At 44.1% G+C, this 19,129-nt stretch carries 12 protein-coding genes; 3 read left to right on the top strand and 9 right to left on the bottom strand.

What is annotated here, in order from left to right; all coding sequences use genetic code 11:
* Positions 1-125 precede the first annotated feature (125 nt).
* The 5 genes from AC3CIA_RS07580 to AC3CIA_RS07560 all read right to left on the bottom strand — a co-directional run bounded on the left by AC3CIA_RS07580 (position 126) and on the right by AC3CIA_RS07560 (position 7,811).
* Complete coding sequence (locus tag AC3CIA_RS07580) at positions 126-3,842, bottom strand: SbcC/MukB-like Walker B domain-containing protein (RefSeq protein WP_488518820.1); 3,717 nt, start codon at positions 3,840-3,842, stop codon at positions 126-128.
* Positions 3,843-3,847: 5 nt separating this feature from the next.
* On the bottom strand, positions 3,848-5,101 hold the full coding sequence (gene sbcD, locus AC3CIA_RS07575) for an exonuclease subunit SbcD (protein ID WP_488518819.1): 1,254 nt from the start codon (positions 5,099-5,101) through the stop codon (positions 3,848-3,850).
* A 213-nt stretch (positions 5,102-5,314) separates the two neighbouring features.
* On the bottom strand, positions 5,315-5,887 hold the full coding sequence (locus tag AC3CIA_RS07570; RefSeq protein ID WP_488518818.1) for a porin family protein: 573 nt from the start codon (positions 5,885-5,887) through the stop codon (positions 5,315-5,317).
* Positions 5,888-6,395: 508 nt separating this feature from the next.
* Positions 6,396-7,052 (bottom strand): glutathione S-transferase family protein, encoded by a 657-nt coding sequence (locus AC3CIA_RS07565; RefSeq protein ID WP_488518817.1) that lies wholly within the window; start codon positions 7,050-7,052, stop codon positions 6,396-6,398.
* Positions 7,053-7,214: 162 nt separating this feature from the next.
* Positions 7,215-7,811: a LysE/ArgO family amino acid transporter gene (locus tag AC3CIA_RS07560; protein WP_017090253.1), complete on the bottom strand. Its 597-nt coding sequence runs from the start codon at positions 7,809-7,811 to the stop codon at positions 7,215-7,217.
* Between the two features lie 505 nt (positions 7,812-8,316).
* Here AC3CIA_RS07560 and AC3CIA_RS07555 point away from each other — a divergent pair.
* Entirely contained in the window at positions 8,317-10,035 is a 1,719-nt protein-coding gene (locus tag AC3CIA_RS07555; RefSeq protein WP_488518816.1) for a S8 family peptidase, read from the top strand.
* A gap of 182 nt (positions 10,036-10,217) precedes the next feature.
* On the opposite strand, the gene AC3CIA_RS07550 is transcribed toward AC3CIA_RS07555, so the two are convergent.
* Positions 10,218-10,742, bottom strand: coding sequence for a GNAT family N-acetyltransferase (locus AC3CIA_RS07550; RefSeq protein WP_488518815.1), 525 nt, complete (start codon positions 10,740-10,742; stop codon positions 10,218-10,220).
* Positions 10,743-11,016: 274 nt separating this feature from the next.
* Between AC3CIA_RS07550 and AC3CIA_RS07545 the strand changes: the two genes are divergently transcribed.
* Entirely contained in the window at positions 11,017-12,312 is a 1,296-nt protein-coding gene (locus AC3CIA_RS07545) for a sensor domain-containing diguanylate cyclase (protein ID WP_488518814.1), read from the top strand.
* A gap of 309 nt (positions 12,313-12,621) precedes the next feature.
* Positions 12,622-13,377: a class I SAM-dependent DNA methyltransferase gene (locus AC3CIA_RS07540; RefSeq protein ID WP_488518813.1), complete on the top strand. Its 756-nt coding sequence runs from the start codon at positions 12,622-12,624 to the stop codon at positions 13,375-13,377.
* 132 nt (positions 13,378-13,509) lie between these two features.
* Here AC3CIA_RS07540 and AC3CIA_RS07535 read toward each other — a convergent pair whose 3' ends face one another.
* The 3 genes from AC3CIA_RS07535 to AC3CIA_RS07525 form a co-directional block, all read right to left on the bottom strand.
* A complete protein-coding gene (locus AC3CIA_RS07535; RefSeq protein ID WP_488518812.1) occupies positions 13,510-15,555 on the bottom strand; it encodes a TonB-dependent receptor domain-containing protein in 2,046 nt (681 codons plus the stop codon).
* Between the two features lie 172 nt (positions 15,556-15,727).
* Entirely contained in the window at positions 15,728-16,657 is a 930-nt protein-coding gene (locus AC3CIA_RS07530; protein WP_065205298.1) for a LysR family transcriptional regulator, read from the bottom strand.
* A 253-nt stretch (positions 16,658-16,910) separates the two neighbouring features.
* Entirely contained in the window at positions 16,911-19,100 is a 2,190-nt protein-coding gene (locus AC3CIA_RS07525) for an immunoglobulin-like domain-containing protein (RefSeq protein WP_488518811.1), read from the bottom strand.
* Positions 19,101-19,129 lie beyond the last annotated feature (29 nt).

The following is a 19,129-nucleotide window of genomic DNA, read 5'->3' as shown; positions in this document are numbered from 1 at the left end:
GAGTACGAGACATGATTGATGACAACTCCCGACTCCGTCATCCTCGAGAAGGAGGAACGACTGAGTCGGGGATCTGCTTGGTCTAGCTCTACCTCTATTTCTGCGCTAATGAATATGGCTAGAAGCTAAGCAACAACCTTGTACTGCTTCTCCATCTCACTCACACCTAAGCCAGAGTGTTTTGTTACTTTGAGCTGAACTGGCACTCTCTCTTTCAGCGCTTCAACGTGGCTAATGACACCAATCATCTTGCCAGACGCATTCAGGTTATCGAGCGCATTCAGTGCAATGTCTAATGTGTCGCTATCCAGCGTGCCGAAACCTTCATCTAGGAACAGAGAATCAATACTGGTTTTGTAGCTCACAAGATCAGAAAGCGCTAAGGCCAACGCCAAGCTCACTAAGAAGCTTTCGCCACCGGATAAGGTTTTGGTGTCACGCATCACATCGCCCTGCCATGTATCAAGCACTTGCAGTTCTAAGCCATCATCGGCTTTACGTTTTAGCTCGTAACGACCATGCAAACGCTGTAGCTGCTTGTTCGCCAAGTACACCAAGTTTTCCAGTGTTAAACCTTGAGCAAACTTACGGAACTTGTCGCCGTTCTTAGAACCAATAAGTGAATTCAGACGTGAGATATCATCAAACTCGACCTGATGCTCGTCTATTTGCTTAAACAGATCTTGCTGATTACTGCGGTTCTGGTTATCCGTTTCAAGATTGGCAGAAATCGCGCCGATCTTTGTCGCATGGCTTTGTTGTGCGTTTTGGCATTCAGTAGTCGCTTCTTCAACTTGCTGTTGGTCTTGCTCTTGCCATGCTTTAGCATTTTCGTGGTTTTGTAGCTCCACTTGCGTCGTTTTGGCGGTGTTCAACCTAGCTTGAGCACTGACAATCGCTTCGTCTAAAGACTTCTTCAAGCTTTGAAGTTGAGTTCTAACCTCTTCATCCAACAATGCTGCTTCAAAATCAGCCTCACCTCCGAATGGGCTCGTTTTGAGCGCTTCTAACCAAGCATTCGACGCTTGTGTGTAACTTGACTGCTTGCTGGCCAACTCTTCAGAGAAGCTAATGTGTTTGGTTTGCTCAGTTCGATGTTCCAGTTCGCAGCGGTTAAGCACCAACTGCGCTGCATCAAATGCATTTACCGCTTCAGTGACTTTTTGCTTCATCGCATTGCTGGTGGCTTGAATGTCTTTGTCACCAAACAACTCTGTTCTTTCAGCCGTTACACGAGTGAGTTCTGACACTAAAGACTCACTCTCTTGCGTCAGTGTCGCGATCTCTTTCTCTGCGCTACTTAGCTTGTCATCTAATGTTTTCAATTCGGCATTTTGAGTAATCAATTGCTTCTCAATATCAGCCTGTTGGTGTTTGGTTTGCTGCCACATGCTTGATGCTTGCAATTTCGCAGTAAACCAATCATCGATATGTTCAAGTTCAGGCGCTTCAATAGCCGTTTGAACAATGCTCTCTTTCAAAGCGTTCCATTGCTGCTCTTTCGCTTGAGCTATCTGAGCCACTTGTTCGTTCGTGCTGTGATTTTGCTTATTCAGATCCGCTAAGCGTTGCTCGGCCAACTCGAGATTAGACTGCGCCTTGTCAGCCATAACACTTACAGACAGGCGTTGTTTCTCAGCTTCGGCGTAATGCGCTTTAGCATCAGCCAACGCTTTGAGTTGCTGTGAGCTCTGACTTAGTTGAAGTTCACACTGCTGAGCAAAGGTCACGACTGTAGCTTCATTGCCTAAATCGTTAATCGTTAGTACTGCTAGCTCTGAAGCCGTGCCAACGAAATCCGATAAGCTCTGTTGAAGCTTGCCGACAACGCCTTGCCAATTCATTTGAGCTTGCTGAATATCCGCTTGCGCACGTTGAATGTCATCGTTAAGTGCTGCAATCATAGGGGCAAGAGAATCTAACTGCTGACGATGCTCTTGGCCTTCTTTTTTGATGGCCGTTAACTCTAGGTTTTCCCTATCTTTTTGAGCAACCAAATTTGCAATATCTTGTGACTGTTCAATCGAATGGTCTGTTGAACCACACAGCGGGCACTCAGAGCCTGATTCTAGAGCTGCACGGTATTTCGCCAACTCGCCTTCTTGATCAATCAAACGCGTTAATCGCTCAAGCGAAGTCTCTTTCTCTTTATATCGCTCCACCAACACTTCACGCTCTTTCGAAAGCTTGTCGACCAACTGAGTGTTAGTTTGATGTGTTTGTGTTTTAACGTGCAGCTGTTGTTGGGCATTTAGGAAACCACGATTGATCTCAAGTAATGAGTGCGTATTGCGATTCCAAAACTCCAACAGATCTTTTTGCGCATGCAATACTTGTTCGCTGGTGTTGCCTTGCAATGCTTCCCACTGTTGCTTTGCACTACTCTCTAGCACAACCAATTCACTTAAAGTTTTGTCTTGCGTTGCTTTAGCTTGTTGCGCAGATTTGATGATCGTTTGCTGAGTATCAACCGCAGACAAGGCTTGCTTCGCTGAGTTTAACTGTTCTGCATGCTGACGCTCTAGAGTACGAACTTGCTCTACCTTTGCTTGCCACTGACCTAAGTATTTTTCCAGATGTTGGTCAGCTTGATGTGTATTTAAGTACTCAGTGCTGAGTTGATATTGTTGCTTCAGTGCATCAGTTTTTTGAACTAAATCGACCTGTTGATTACGCTGCTGCGTGTGTTGCTCGTTTAGCGTATTCGCTGCATTAACGGCCGCAGTTTGCTTATCTTTGAGTACAGCAATTTGGTTATCTAGAGGACGAACCTGTTCAATGATCTTCTCTTGATCTTGTTGTTCGGTTTTTATCTTCTGAACAGCGTCACTGCTTTGAGTCAGTTGAGTTTGCGCGTCTTGCTTTTCCGCATCACGAACAGCAAGTAACTTAGTGCTGTTATCTAAGTGAGCTTGAGTAGTGTTCACCTCTTGTTCGCAACGCTTTAAATCTTTGTGCATTGGGCGCAGTTTTTCGGCAGGTTCACTGTTTGCCAAACTCTCTAGTGAGGGTTGGTTACGGTCTAGCTCATCTTGAGCTGTTTTAAGATCGTGCTCGCTGGTCGCAATAATTTGCTCAGCTTTGGTCACGTCTTTCCACCAGCTAAGGTGAGCTTGCCACTCTTTTAACTGCTCAGACAAACGCTTCTGTTCAGCTTCTAACGTCTCTCGATCTGCGGTTAGCTCTTGGATTTGCTCTTCAGACAGCAAACTCACACCCTCAGCTTTTGCTTTCAGGTGATTAAGCGACTCTTCACTAGACTTAAAATGATCGTAGATGCGCTCGGAAATCAGGCTATAAACTTCTGTTCCCGTCAGCTCTTCAAGTAGCTCTGCACGGTCGTTAGCATTGGCATTTAAGAACGCCGCAAACTCACCCTGAGACAACATGATGGATTTAGTGAAGCGTGAAAAATCGAGACCGGTTACCTGCTCCACCAATTTTGTCTTCTTGGTCAGCATGGTTTCTAAGACTTTGTCGGTGTCAGCATCGGCAAATTCACAGGTTGGCGTTTGTAATGCGCCATCGTGTTTTCCACGCGCTCGCTTTTGATGGAAGTTAGAGCGGTACGTTTTGCCCTGTACTTCAAACTCCAGCTCAGCGAAACACTCACCCGTGCCACGCGTCATTAATTCGTTATTACCTTTAGCAATGCTCTTTAAGCGCGGCGTGCGGTGGAACAGTGCCAAACAAATCGCATCAAGAATGGTGGTCTTACCCGCCCCTGTTGGGCCAGTAATCGCAAACAAGCCATTTTCCGCAAACGGTGATTGGGTAAAATCGAGCTTCCAACGTCCTTTCAAAGAGTTCAGGTTTTCAAATTCTAGGCTTAAAATCTTCATACTGGTTACTCTTCTACTTTGTTTGGTGTTTGAGCGCTTTCAGACACTTCAACCATCACTTGTTTAAACTTCACCGTCATTCGCTCTAAACGCGCTTTTTCAGAATCGGTTTCAAACTCTTCTAAGGCAATACGCTTGCTAAAAACGTCCATCGGGCTCAGTTCAGATAAGGTTTCTGCTGATTCTTGCTCTAATGCCTGATTGCGACGTTCTCTTGCTCTGCGCAATTGAAGCACTTCCACATTCAAACCTTCTGTTAGTGCGCGCATACGTTCTTGAAGATCCGACAAGTAATCTTGCGCTTGCACTTCTATCGATAACCAAACGCTTTGTTCGCTATCTAAGCCTACATATTGATTCAGTTGAGATTCGATTTCACTCAAGTCGCCTTTGATTTCAGCTAGGGGTTGGAACGTTGGAACTGGCAATTGAGAAATGGTGCGCACTCCCTCAACAAATTCAACCACACAGACCTGCTTTTGAGATTTAAGTTCATCAAAGCTTAATGGGATTGGTGAGCCGCAGTAACGAATGTATTCACGCTTTGCCACCACTTGTGGGCGGTGGATATGACCAAGTGCAATATAATCTGCGTCTGGGAAGCCATCAGCGGCAAAACCATCAAGGTTACCGACATAGATGTCGCGTACCGAATCCGATTGTTGAACGCCCATCGCCGTTAAATGACCCGTAGCGATAATCGGCATGTGCTTGCTGTTTTCAAACGTCGCACGTTTTTCTACAGCGGCATCATAAACACTTTGGTAGTGCTGTTTGATTGCATCTCCGAGTTGCTTCTGACGCTCAACGCCAGTGACACCCGCCTGGCTGGTCAACACATCGCGAGGGCGAATAAAAGGAATGGCACAAACCAGCGCTTCTACATCGCCGTTCTTGCCTTTTAGTTCGACAACCTGAGTCGCATGATCTTCATTGGTATTAGGAATCACGTCTGCACCCATGTATTTGAGCAGCTGTTGTGTCTCTTTAAGCACAGACACCGAATCATGGTTACCACCTAACAACACCAATTGGCAGCCGATCTTGTTCGAGTCGACCACGAACTTGTTATACATCTCACGAGCGTAACTCGGCGGTGTGCTGGTATCAAAAATATCGCCAGCAACAATGATCGCGTCGATGTCGTGCTCTGTAACTTGCTCAAGTAACCATTGTAAAAACCGTTCATGTTCATTCTTACGACTTTTATTGTAGAAGTTTTGGCCAAGGTGCCAATCGGACGTGTGAAGAATCTTCATTGCTGCTCACTGGAAGTCTGTAATACCTTTAATCTACCAAAATAGTCGAGATAATTCCCTTTTATAAGCTTGTGAAAACCAACTAATTTCAGGCTTTGGACCAACTCCGCCCACAGCGTGAGCAATCGTTATTTTTGACATAAAAAAACCGCTCAACGTTAGAGCGGTTTTGGGTGTCCATAGCTTTAGCTTTAAGCTATTTAACAGAAGCCATTAGAAATTGTATGAAGCACCCAGAGTTACTGTGCTAAAGGCTACATCACGGCTTTCCAATCGATTACCCGTTGTTCTATCGAATAATTCGATGTTTACTGCGTCTGCTTGTGATATCAAACGTAATGTTAGGTTTTCTACTGGCGTGTATTCAACACCAATACCGAAATGAAAGCCGGCACCAGAATCATCATCAAAAGAGCTAGCGTTGTTTGAGTTCAAATCTACGTAGCTCAAGCCCGCTAGTACAAATGGACGAATTGAGTTATCGAAGGTGTAGCCAAGGTTTGCTGCAACAGAAAGCGATGTTGGCGAAAACACCTTCGTTCCAAATGATTCATAGTCAGCATAATCCGTGTAACCAAGTTCGATACCTACAATGCGGTTAAATTGGTAACCACCGTAAAGGCTATATCCCATGCTTTCAGCATCTAAATTACCTGCGCCGTCAGTGTCTGAGTCTTGATACACACCAAGGCCGGCGCCAATGTATGGACCACCCTCAATACCAGCAGCAAATGTAGGAAGTGAAACTAAGCCAACTAGGCCCAATAGAAATGATGATTTAAGCATGAAAATACCCTTTTTTTGTCTGTCCTACAGCAACGTTGATCAACCGCCAATAGCTTCCGACACTATTTCACCTGTTGCGTTACTGTTTAAAATAAATTAAATAAGCAGCCCCTAATGAATAATAAAACACTGTTCATTTACGGAGCGAATGAGAAAGTACCACAAGATTTTTAGGTCATCAAACGAACAATCATAGATATTTAATTCAGTCTTACTTATGAGACAGATGTATTTCCTGAGAAGTGACGAGTACTAAAATACGTATAAACCTGATAGTAAACCTGAGCATCATCAACATTAAGTTCATTATAATCATGTCGTTACCGTACTAGCCAAATTGTCACTCGTTCTCAAAAACAACCTGAATCTTCACGCCTAAATATAAAAACTCATCCTGTTTCTCTCTTTTCCCAATAAAAGATATAAAGAGAAGAATGAGTTTTATTTTTGGAGGACATTTATTTAGAACGACCTGCTATTAAAATATATTACAATTTAATTCATATTATTAACGAGCGTCAACGAGACTAGCCAAATAGTTATTCGTTAAGTAGAAGCCGCTGAACTTCTCAATAAAGTCCGCAGGAATGGTTTTATCGGTCAAGCCAGATTCAATCAGCGCCGCTTGCCACTTCTGTACTTTCGGGAAGCCTTCAAGCATATCAAAACCGGAGCCTTCTTTAATCACTGACGCTCGGTGTAATAGTGGTAGCCAAGCGATGTCGACGTTAGAGATGTCATCGCCTTTGAAGAAGTCGCTGTCACCCAGCTTGTTCTCGGCCTTTTGGAAGGATTTTTGAAGATTCGCTAAACGTGTCTCAAAGGTTTCTTTATCTTTACTGCCCATCGTTCCACATTGCGGCATGTAATGTTTGCTTGCCTGATAAGACCAAGCGCGATCTAGTGCTTTTTGCTCTGCAGACACCTCTTCTATCGGCGCATATTTATCGTCTAGGTATTCAACAATTGCATCAGACTCAAACAGAACCGTGTCATTTTCTGTAATCAATACCGGCACTTGTCCGTTTGGCGAAATATTTAGGAACCATTGAGGCTTATTGTTTAGCTCAATGTATTCAATTTCAAATGGGACATTTTTCATTACTAAAGCACCCATTACACGTTGAACGAATGGGCAGTTTTTAAAGCTAACACGTTTAATCATGGTTGACTCCGAATTAGGTCATTAATTTGTATTTGTACCCCTAAGACGAACGCCAAAACCGAAAGACGAAAAATAATTCTACTTTTTTGGAAATAATTAAAAAAGGAAATGCCTAAAAGTAGGCACTTTAGATAATATGTTTGAATGCCTAATTACGAGCGGCTAAACGATCAAAGATATTGCAATAGATGCCATGATCACGCCAACGACAAACTCCAACACCTTCCACGCTCTCGGGTTCTTAAACATTGGAGCCAAGAAGCGTGCGCCATATCCAAGTGAAAAGAAGAACACAAACGACGCCGATACTGCACCAGCGCCAAACAACATTTGGTTAGGTTGATATTGGGTTGAGATAGAACCCAGCAATACCACAGTATCCAAATACACATGCGGATTAAGCCAAGTAAACGCCAAACACATAGCAATCGCTTTGGTTAACGAGTCTTTGGTTTCAGCAGTGGCTTCTAAGGCGTGGGTTTCAGTAAATGCTGAACGGAAGCTTAAGAATGAGTAGACACCCAAAAAGATAGCCCCGCCATAACGAGCGAGCTGCTCAATTTGTGGGAACTGTTTAACGATTGCGCCAAAGCCTGTAACGCCGAAGCTAATTAGTAAGGCATCAGAAATGGCACATACAGCACAAACTGCCAATACGTGTTGATTCTTAAGCCCTTGCTTTAAAACAAATGCATTTTGAGAACCGATTGCAAGAATCAGCGAAAGCCCAAGGGAAAAACCAGCAAAATAAGTCGTCATGGAAAAAGGTCTATAAAAGTAGTGACGGTAATAATTGACACAATACTGCCAATTAATCAGATTGTTAACAAGTGACTCTGTTGTTTATCAATGACACGTTTCGTGTATTTTTTTGGCCATTAGAGTAACCAAAAGACGAGGAGCAGACGCACACTTCGACTCTAACCGAAACGAGTCACTTGTCCTCAGATACAATAATTAACAATCCAATCAATTGATTTTAAACGCCTTTAATCCCAACCTTTATTTTATAAATGTTGGTTTTGTTAATAGAATTTAGCTCAAAGTTTGAGAATTAAAAATCGATCACAGTGAGATCTTCCTACCATTTCATTGACCAAGCGAATGATACAAGTCTGATTGCATATTACCTTTTAACTGCGTTTTGAGCGGGCATTCCCCTCTCAAATAACTGACTTACTGCGTGTTTTTTACACTTCGTTTCGAAGAAGTCAGCGTTAGTCGCACAACTATTTAGTCGCACAATGATAAGGATGCACCACAGATGAATCACGGACAAAGACTTACCACTATAGCCCTAGCTATTATGGCTTCGACCCACGTATCAGCTACTACTCTGAACGAAAGTAGCCCAGAGCCACAACCTATCAACTCACCTTTTATTCAAGATGTAAAAGGCACGATTGTTGAGGATTACTCACGAGAAACCATTCAACCTTCATTCTTCTCTATGAGAATGATGAGTAACGCCGATGAACAACGCGGCGATTGGTTTAACTTATCGGCGAACTACACAAGACTTCAGGGCGTGGGTTCAGATATTGTGTATGACTACCTAATGCCCCCTCTTATGCCACAGCCAGTTATCGTTGCCGTTCTTGATTCGGGTGTCGATGTTGAACATGAAGACCTAAAAAATAAACTTTGGACCAACGAAAACGAAATCCCAGGTAATGGCATTGATGATGACGGCAATGGTTACATCGATGATGTCCACGGCTGGAACTTTCTGGGTAACTCGTTAGGTATTAACGTTGATCAAGATACATTAGAGGTCACCAGAGAATACAAAAAGTACCTCGAGTTAAAAGAAAATGGACATTGGATTCCTCGAAAGAAACGCAAGTACTATCAAGGTGTTGAATCTGATTATTTGTCGTCTCTAAAAGATGACCAAGATGCGTTGAATCGCGTAACATCAGCAACTAATCAAGCTAATGAGTACAAAGAAGAGATTCTTAAATTCGTCGATCAAAAAGACTTTTCTACTAACGGTCTTAAAACACTGTTAGATAGTGAGAATGCTAGCGTCGTTACAGCAGCTGAAGGGCTTTTGAGCGTATTTGATTCATGGTACTCCTTTGAATATCTAGAATCACGTCGTAGCCGTTATCAAGACTCTCTAGATTTCCACCTTAACTTAGATCTTGATACGCGTGGCGATATTGTATGGGATGACATTTCTAACCCTTGGGAAAAAGGCTACGGCAACAACGATGTAAAAGGCCCTGTCGGTTCGCACGGTACACACGTTGCTGGAATCATCGCTGCGGAGCGCGGCAATTTTATTGGTATTGAAGGTGTCGCGGATCATGCCCAAATCATGGCGGTACGCATGGTGCCAAATGGCGATGAGCGAGATAAGGACATTGCCAATGCAGTGCGTTACGCCGTCGATAATGGCGCGAAGATCATTAACATGAGCTTTGGTAAAAGCTACTCGCCACGTAAATACATCGTTGACCACGCGTTCCGCTATGCCGCTCGTAAAGGCGTATTGATCGTTCACTCTGCGGGTAACAGCCGCAACGATAACGACATCAAACCAAGCTTTCCAAACCGCTACGCTAAGCACTACCGCTCGAAGCCTATTTCAACGTGGTTAGATGTGGGCGCATCAGCGAAATACGCAGACGAAACCTTGATCGCAAACTTCAGTAATTTCGGTCAGAAATCGGTTGATGTGTTTGCACCTGGGTACCGCATTTTATCAACCACTCCGGGAAACACCTACGGTTCGAAAAGTGGCACAAGTATGGCTGCACCTGTTGTTTCCGGTGTCGCTGCGTTGGTGTGGTCGCGCTATCCTGATTTATCGGTAAAAGAGCTAAAGGCGATGTTAATGGGTGAATCAAAAATCTACCCAGAGCTGCTTGTTAAAAAGCCATCAAACCCAGAAGATTTGGTTCCTTTCAGTACCCTTTCTATCTCAGGCAGCGTTGTGGATGCAGAAGCGATATTTGCAGAACTAGAAACACGCTAACGCTTTCAGTTTATCTATTGATTCATAAAGAAAAAAGGTTGCTCAGAGCAACCTTTTTGTTTTCACAACAGCAAAATAGAAGTACAAGTCATCGAGATACACCCCGCCCGTCATTCCCTACAGTGAGGAACGAACGTGATAGGGAATCTTTCTTTTACTTCGGTCTACAATTTCGACCACATCTAACGCAACTCAATACTCATGAACTGGCTGTGCGGGTCCAACACATAGTCAGCAAAGGGTTCGCAGTATCCAAAGCCAAACTTTTCATACAGGTTACGCGCTGGCTTAAAGTAATCTTCTGAGCCTGTCTCTAAACTGATTTGTCGATACTGGCGAACGGTTGCTGTGTCTATTACATGCTGTAACAGTTGGCTTGCAACACCTGACTTTCGAGCAAACTGTGAGGTTCTCATCGATTTCAGTTCAGCATGTTGGGGATTTAGCTCTTTAATGGCAACACACCCAAGCAATTGGCTGTCTTTCCAAGCGCTGAAAAAGGTAATTTCTGGCGACTTGAGCCCATCCAGATCCAATGCATGAACGCTTTCAGCCGGTGACGTGGCATACATGTCAGCAAGGTGCTCTTCAAGCAATTCAACGACTTCCCCACCCGACAAGTCATCAAGCTTAATTTCTATTGATGTGCAGCTTTCCAATGCTGTTCCGTTTCCCATTGAATCCTGTGCTTTAATTTCTGGTTTCATTACCTCAACTCTCCTTGTTTAGTTCGCTTATTTAGCTTGAGTGATTTGGCTTTAATTACGGACCGACTTTCCTGATTGTTTCCTTTTCAAGAACTCGGTTTGAATCAGTAAAATTACTGATTAATCATGAAATTATAAATGCCATACTGACCTTACCTAGATAGCATATTTTTCTTATCTAGTCTCTTCATAAAAGTGTTCCACAATGCCTGTGTGGTCACTACGCCGAGGAACAACACCTGTTTCAATTTAACGAATAAGTAGCCAGGTCGATATGAGCATTCAATTAGATTTAACCACCACGACACCCTGCCAGAACTTCGATTCCGCGCAAGGGCGCATGACACTGCAAAATCACCGAATTATTGATGTCGACAACGAAATCGCTCAGATCTTTGGTTACCTAACCCGTGAAGAGCTGTTATTGAACGTTGAATTTGTTTATGCGTTAGTTCCTGACAGTTACCAAGAGTTAGCCAAGAAACGTTACTTAGAGGCCATAAAAGGAAAACTAAAAAAAGGAAAGTTGTACACCGATATTCCAGCCAATGGCCGCAACATCTCTATCTTTTGCCTATCACACATTATTGAACTCAATAGTAAACCCGCCCTCCAAGTCACTATCATCGACATCACATCCGTAGTCGAAGCTCAGCGCAAACGTAACGAAACGGATCGCATGTATCGCAAGCTACTTAATACATCGAAACAAGGGATCCTGATCCATAGAAACTTCAAACCTTTAATGGTCAACCAAGCATGGGTAGAACAACAAGGTGCAGACACAATAGAGCAAGTGCTTGCGATGGACTCTATCCTACCCATCGTACCTGAAGATCAACGTTCAACGGCCATCAGACGCTGCGAGAACATTCTCAATGGCAATACACCCAACTTTAGTTCCGTGGTGTCTAACCAATGCTTTGATGGCACCCACAAATACTTCAACCTCTATGACAACGTGATTAACTGGGAAGGTGAAGACGCGATACAAGTGATCCTTGAAGAAGTCACCGATAAAGTATTACTAGAAAGGGAGTTGCTGCATCGTGCGATGCATGATGACTTAACGCATGTGTTCAATCGCCGTGCTATTTACGATTGGCTCAAGAAGCCGGTTAATCAGCATATGGAGATGTCATGTCTGTTGATTGATATTGATGACTTCAAATCGATTAACGATCGATTTGGGCATACAGTGGGTGACACGGTGATTAGGCACTTAGCAGACACCATTAAAACTCACATTGAGTTGTTAGGTGGTGTAGTTGGACGTTGGGGTGGCGAGGAGTTTATTGTGTTCATTCCAAAAGCGAAATCGGCCCATACCAAAATCATCAGCGAACGAATCTGCCACACCTTTAACCAACATACCTTCTTTGGCATTAATCGCCGCGCTTTTACAACGAGCGTGAGTATTGGCGTTACCAACCAATGCGAGTGCCACTCTGCCAACACCATTGATACACTTATTCGTGTTACCGATGATGCACTATATCGTGCGAAAGCGAATGGTAAAAATCAAGTATCGATCAACGATGATGTGATTTGCTATGAAGCACTAGCTTGATCGCAGTTCCCTGCTCTCCTTCATGTTCCTCTGGCTCTCCTGCATAACCCACCAGTTCTCCTTCATAACCCACTGGCTATCCTGCATAACCCACCAGCTCTCTTTCATAATCCAACGCCTTTTTAAGCTAACGCTAAATGAGTCGGCTAACCATACAAATTGAGCACAGCCGCACATAATTAAGGTACAGTCACCGAGAATTAAAGCACATAACTTGATCGAATATTTGATTGCGATTTCGACATTTCGGTATATGATGCGCCACCCTCATTATATCAGCTAACGCTGTAGGCACTTATGTCCGCCAATATGTCAGCTACTATTTCTTCCAACGCACTTTATACCGACCTATCCAGTTACTACGATTTAATGTGTGTTGATATTGACTATCAAGCGCAAAGTAACTGCGTACGTAGGCTACATCAAATTTTCGGAAATGGTGGAAAGACTCACCTCGACTTAGCTTGTGGCACTGGTCCACACGTTCGTCACTTTATCGATTTTGGTTACCAAAGTAATGGACTCGATCTCAACGCGCCAATGCTAGATATCGCTCAGGTTCGCTGCCCCGAAGCCAATTTCTCGGTGCAAAACATGAGCAGTTTTGAAGTGGCAGAACCTCTGGATTTGATCACCTGCTTCTTATACTCAATCCATTACAACGATGGTTTCGAGAAGCTAAAAGAATGTATAGATAGCGTACATCGTGCTTTAAATTCAGAGGGAATTTTCTGTTTTAATGTGGTGGATAAAGACAAGATCAGCAATGATCTTTTTGTTCGACACACCACCAATCTTGAACAAGATGATTTCACGTTCAGCTCAGGCTGGTATTACTCTGGCAAGGGTGACAAGCAGGCGTTAAAACTCAGTATCGAAAAGACAACATCCGGTGAGACACAAGTTTGGAATGATGAACACCCGATGGTGGCATTCTCGTTTAAGGAGTTGATCGATATATTGAAGCCCTACTTTGAGGTTCATATTTTTGAGCACGATTATGACAAGCTGTTACCTTGGGATACCAAATCAGGTAATGCTCTGATCGCTTGTGTAAAAATCTAGGTCAGTCGATACAAAACGAATTAGCCAGATTCAAGCACAGACAAAAAGGAACCTGCACTCGCCGTGATCATTATCGAGCATCCAGCCAGTGTGGGTTCTTTTGTATCAAGCTATCGGTGTTCGAACTCTCGATTAGAAGTCCGCAGTCATACCTAAGTAGTAAGTACGTGGCTCTTCAACATAACCCATGCTCTCTAGCTCTTGTGATACCGCTTCGTCAGTCAAGTTAGTAATGCCTGCGCGTACTCTAACCGAATCATTAATGTTGTATACCCCACCAATATTTAGCGTAGTGTATGCTTCTTGGGTCAAATCAGTTTCGATATTACGCTCACCTCGGTAACGCGCACTAACAAAGGTGTTCAGGTCGTAAGTTGGGTTCCAGTTCAGTTTAACTAAACCCGAGTGCTTGTAACGCTCAAGCAGTTCTTCACCAGTAGACTTATCTTCAGTGTCTAAGAACGTGTAGTTACCTGACACGCCCCATTCATCCGTTATTTGGAATTGGCCAGTAAGCTCAGCACCTTGAACCACAGCCTCAGACACATTGGTATAAGTACGTTTGCCTTTCACATAGCCAGTTGAGCTAGAACTATCGGCACACCCTTTACCCGATTCAAACATTCCGCCGTTCTCGCAGTAGGTTTCGTCACGATCAATAAGGTCGTTGATTTCATTGCGGAACAAGGCACCTTCAACGTTCCAACGAGGTTGGCTGTATATCGCTGCAATCTCATAGTTCCAGCTCGTTTCAGGCTTCAGGTCTTCATTACCATATAAATCACAAGCACCTTTACAACTGTTAACTGTGTAGTCGGCTTGGTTTTGAGTCAATGTTGGTGCTTTAAATGCTTTACCCACGCCACCCTTAATGATCAGGTCATTCGTTGCTTGATGCACCAAATACACACGCGGGCTGAACTCTTCACCGTACAATTCGTGCTTATCTAAACGACCACCGATGGTTGCTGTTAGTTGCTCAGTCATCAGCCATTGATCTTGAACAAATAACGCACCTTGATACGCTTCTGATGTGCCATTGACCAAGTTTTCTTTGTTGGTTAATTCGCTCAACTGATAGTCCATACCAAACGTTACGGTATGATTATCACCAAGATAAGTCGTCGCTGATGCTTCTGCTATTTGAGTTAACTCTTCTACGTCACTGCTGTAGTTAGTATCAGAATCCGCAGCGTCGTTGTCAGTCACGTTTTCGCGTGAGTAGCGGACTTGTGTATCACCCCAGCTCCAAAAGCCACTGTGCGTAATCGCTTGGCTCTGACGCACTACTCGTGTGTCAGACTCAATCACAGATGATACGTTTTCTGCAGATGATTCACGTTCGTCGTCACTGTAACCGAAATCAAAGTCGATCGTTTGGTTGTCTGTCGCATTCCAAGTCAGGCTTGCGAGTAAACTTAGTGTGTCTCGTTCTTCTAAAGCCGTAACATCTGAGCGGTCGTAACCAGAGCTATGTGTACCAGTATAGGGTTGCCAAGCATCACGGCTAGTTTGGTTAACAGATAAGCGAGCAAACAATTCGTCTTCAATTAGAGCACCAGAGGTCGTGAAGCCCATCGAGTACTCTTCACCGCCATCACCATCTAACGGTGAAGACGTGTCCATGCTTAGTGTTGAACTCCAATCATTTTCAGGTGCCTTGGTGATGATATTGATTGTGCCACCCATGCCATCTGAGCCATAAAGTGCAGACATTGGGCCGCGGATAATTTCAACGCGTTCAATTGAATCAGCAGGAATGGTCGATAGGTCGAAGTCGTTACCTCGGATGATGGCACTCGCCGAGCTTAGACGACGGCCATTCACCATGATAAGCGTGTAATCTGAATCCATACCACGAATAGAAATCATCTGACGCCCAGCACGTGTGCTATCAAAGTCAGATTCGACACTGGTTGATTCTGCAACGATGTCAGCCAAAGTAATACCAGGGCTGTCTTCAATGTCTTGAGCGGTGATCACTGACATTGAAGCCGGCGCTTGTTTCAGTGCCATTTCAGTGCGAGTTGCCGTAATAACCATTTGCTCATCTGTTGCTTGCGCTTCTTCTTGCGCCAACACGTTAGCCGAAAGTGAGGTACAAATAACAGCGACTGCGATCGAAAGGCGTTTACGAACCAAAAGAGGTTTGCGAATCAAAAGAGATCTCTCAGACATGATATTCATTCTTATATGTGATTGGTAATGATAATGGTTTGCATTAAACAACCAGTTACCATTCTTATCAACGAAAGTTTCATACCAAAAATTGATTCTCGTTATTCAACTTTCAAATAATAAAACCAATACATATTCATTTTAATAGCATGACCTCAATAGCATTCACCACCTAGATGGATTGGGTATATATCTCTTTAAATAAATCACGAACCCAACGACACATAGGGTCATTATGGAAACGTTTATGCCAATAGAGATAAACATCTTCTGATGGGCTTCTGATCGCTTTGGGAACGCGTTTACAAATTAAATCTCGTTGATTGGCAGCTTGTGTCGCAAATGGTGTCGGCAAGTGAAAGATGATGTCGGTCGTCTCCGCAATATCCGCAGCAATATTGAAGTTGGACAACTGAATTGGGATCGATAGTTGGCGCTGCTTATCAATCAAGCCAAGGTCTTTAAATCGACTTTCAATCGAGAGTTTTTTGTCACCTTGCAGCGAAATCTGGCCAAGCTGGCTGTTAAGTAAATCATCGACTGTGATCTCTTTGTCTGCCAACGGGTGGTCTTTGCTCATTAATAACCGATAATCGCGACTGATTACGAACATTCGATACAGGTTTTGTTCAGAACTTAATGGCTCATGCGTCGACAACACAAAGTGCGCATCACCGGATAACAGAGGCTCAAAGTGTCGTTTAGGAATCGAGTCAATATCGATAACCATATTCGGCGCTTGCTGGCGAATTTGTGCCACTACTTTTGGCAAAAGGTGTGAGACCTGAGGAACCAAACCAAAAAAACGAACCGTACTATCACTCGTTTGTGGTTCAAACACGTCCCCGTGAACCAGTTTCTCAAGGCGCGTAAGCACAGAGTTGAGGTCTTGCTTGATGACCTCTGCTTTCGGGGTCAATTCATAGCCATAAGCAGCTCGCACCAACAAATCATCGTTGAACACAGTGCGAAGTTTTTGTAGAGATCGGCTCACCGTAGGTTGGCTCATATCCAACGCCAACGCCGTGTTGGAAACGTGCTTCTCTTCAAGAAGGTGTTTAAGAATAACGAGTAGGTTTAGGTCAACTTGGGCAAGATTCATTATGCAAATATTCACAACAGAGAAAATTCAGTGTGCGCATAGTGCATCTACCACCTCATTAATACAATTGATAATCACTCTTACTTTGATATAGAGCAAAATGCAGAACCGAGTTTGAGGTTAGGAAAGGTTTGAAGCTCTAAGTTAGAATTGTTTAAAGCTCTAAGTCAGAAATGTTTGAACATAAAATTAGAGAGGCACAATGGCCTCTCTTTGATCGTCTACTTTATATTGCTAACGTCGAGCTATCAGACTACAGCTTTGTCCAAGCATCTTGCCAGTATTGGCTTTCTGCTGGTGCGTAAGATGCGCTTGCACACCAAGCCGTGTATGGCCAAGGCTTACATTCGTATAGACCATTGTCGCTGCCTACCACAATGTCACCTGCTGCGTAATTTGTGCCTGCTTCATATGGAGGGTAATCACCTGGAGGTGGAGTCGTTCCGCCACCGTCTTTAACAGTGAACGAATCGTTTACCATCACCATTTCACCGTCAGATGCTTTACCGACCACTTCAAGTGTATATTGCCCTTCCGCTACATCGTATAAGTCCATGGTAATAGCGCGGCTGTCCGTTACGTTAACCTGAGTTTGCTCAACCACAGTCCCTGCACTGTTGATCACCATAGCCGTAACATCTAAAGCTTCATTTGATGTCAGTGTTAGGTCTAAACGAACATTGCTGTTATCTGGCGCATATTCTGACTGAAGGCCTGAAACTGCAAGCTCTAAGTCATCGCCCGGATCTGGGTTACCACCACATGAAGAGTCTGAAACCTTTCTCCAAACGCCCCACTCACCTGTTGTTCCTGGCTCTTCGCCGCGAGTGTACCAACCTGCTCCCCACGTTGAACCGTCATGAGAGACTTGATCACCTTCAACATAAACGGTGTCGGCATCCCATGCAGCAGCACAGTTAGAACCATCCGTCACAGACACTTTACGGTCAGCGGTTACAGTTTGGTTCGCGCTGTCTGTTACGCTATACACAAGCGTGTAGTTGCCGATTTCATTTACATCGACACTGCCAGTGTGTGTGATAGTGCTTGTCAGGTCGCCATCTTCAGCATCATTCGCCGTTACGCCTGCCATAGCATCAAATGCAGTTCCCAACACAACAGTTGTGTCAGACACACCATTAAATACTGGCTTCTGGCTGTAAACCTCTACCGTTCTCGCTTTAGTGGTTTCGTTGTTATCGCTGTCTTTCACTCGGTAAGTTAGAACGTAAGTGCCAATCACACTGGTTTCCACGTAACCTTCAACATCGATTGATGACGTTAGATCACCGTCTTCTTTATCGGTTGCCGTGACGCCTTCCATTGGGTCAAATGAAGTTCCATGAAGAACACGCGTATTTTCGATGCCTTTAAGAACTGGCTCACCCTCTACTGGTGGTGGTGTCACTTGACCATGAACAAATGGGCCGTAATCTTTGATTAACTGTTCGTTGTATTGCTGGCCGTTCTTATTAGTGCCCATGTCCCAGTTGATAGACCATGTCATCACGCCGCGCAGAGGTTGGCCTTGAGTCGTTAAAGTCTCGAACGCATCGTATAAATCTTGAGGATCTTGCACGAAGCCCGTCGCTGCAGCATCAATACTTGAAGGAATACCAAACACTAGTTTGTCGTGTGGGATCTTATGGAAACCGCGAGTACCATTAATCAAAGAATCAGAAATGTAGTAGATGAATTCTTCTTTCAACTCATCATTATTTTGAGCAATCCAACCTACACCATCAACCCAGATACCGTCGCCACCTTGGTTGTAGAATTGTGGGTTAATCCAGTCGTAATAACCTTCTAGATTATCGATATATGGAACGTACTTACCGCCTGTCGTTAGATACGGGAACTCAGGCGCCATAGTAATAAGGAAGTTTTTACCTTCAGCACGGTAGTGGTCTTTCACTAGCTTAAGGGCGTCAGGAATGACCGTTTGGTTGTTTGCTGCGGTTACCGCGGCTTGTTCAAGGTCGATATCTAGGCCATCGAAACCGTAACGCTCAGTAAGGCGGATTATCTCATCAGCAAAGGCTCTTTCATCACCGGTTTCTAGCTCTACGTGTGCATCAGCACCGCCCAAAGCCAACAGTACAGAACGGCCTTGTTTGTTGAGTTCAGAAATTTGGTCAATAAATTGTTCTTCTGAAAGCCCAATGGTTGGGTCCAGTTTAAAAGTTGGGATTCGACCATCAGCCACATCGTAAACCTTCATGAATGACACATTCACGATGTTATACATTGGGTTTACTTCATCCAGCGTCACGCATGGCGCATTACCACCTTGGTAGCCGCCACCGTCACACCAGTTGTGCCAATACCCGACCACGACACCAGAATCTGGATTCGTCATATCTGAACCATTCGCATAAACAGCGCCAGACATTGCGGCCATGCCGACCGATACAGCTAATTGTAGAGCTTTACGTTTCAACATTAGTCCCACTTCCTTACTTAACAGCTGTG

The sequence above is a fragment of the Vibrio sp. QJM3NY_27 genome (assembly GCF_057785955.1).
This window is presented reverse-complemented; position numbering and strand designations above follow the sequence as displayed.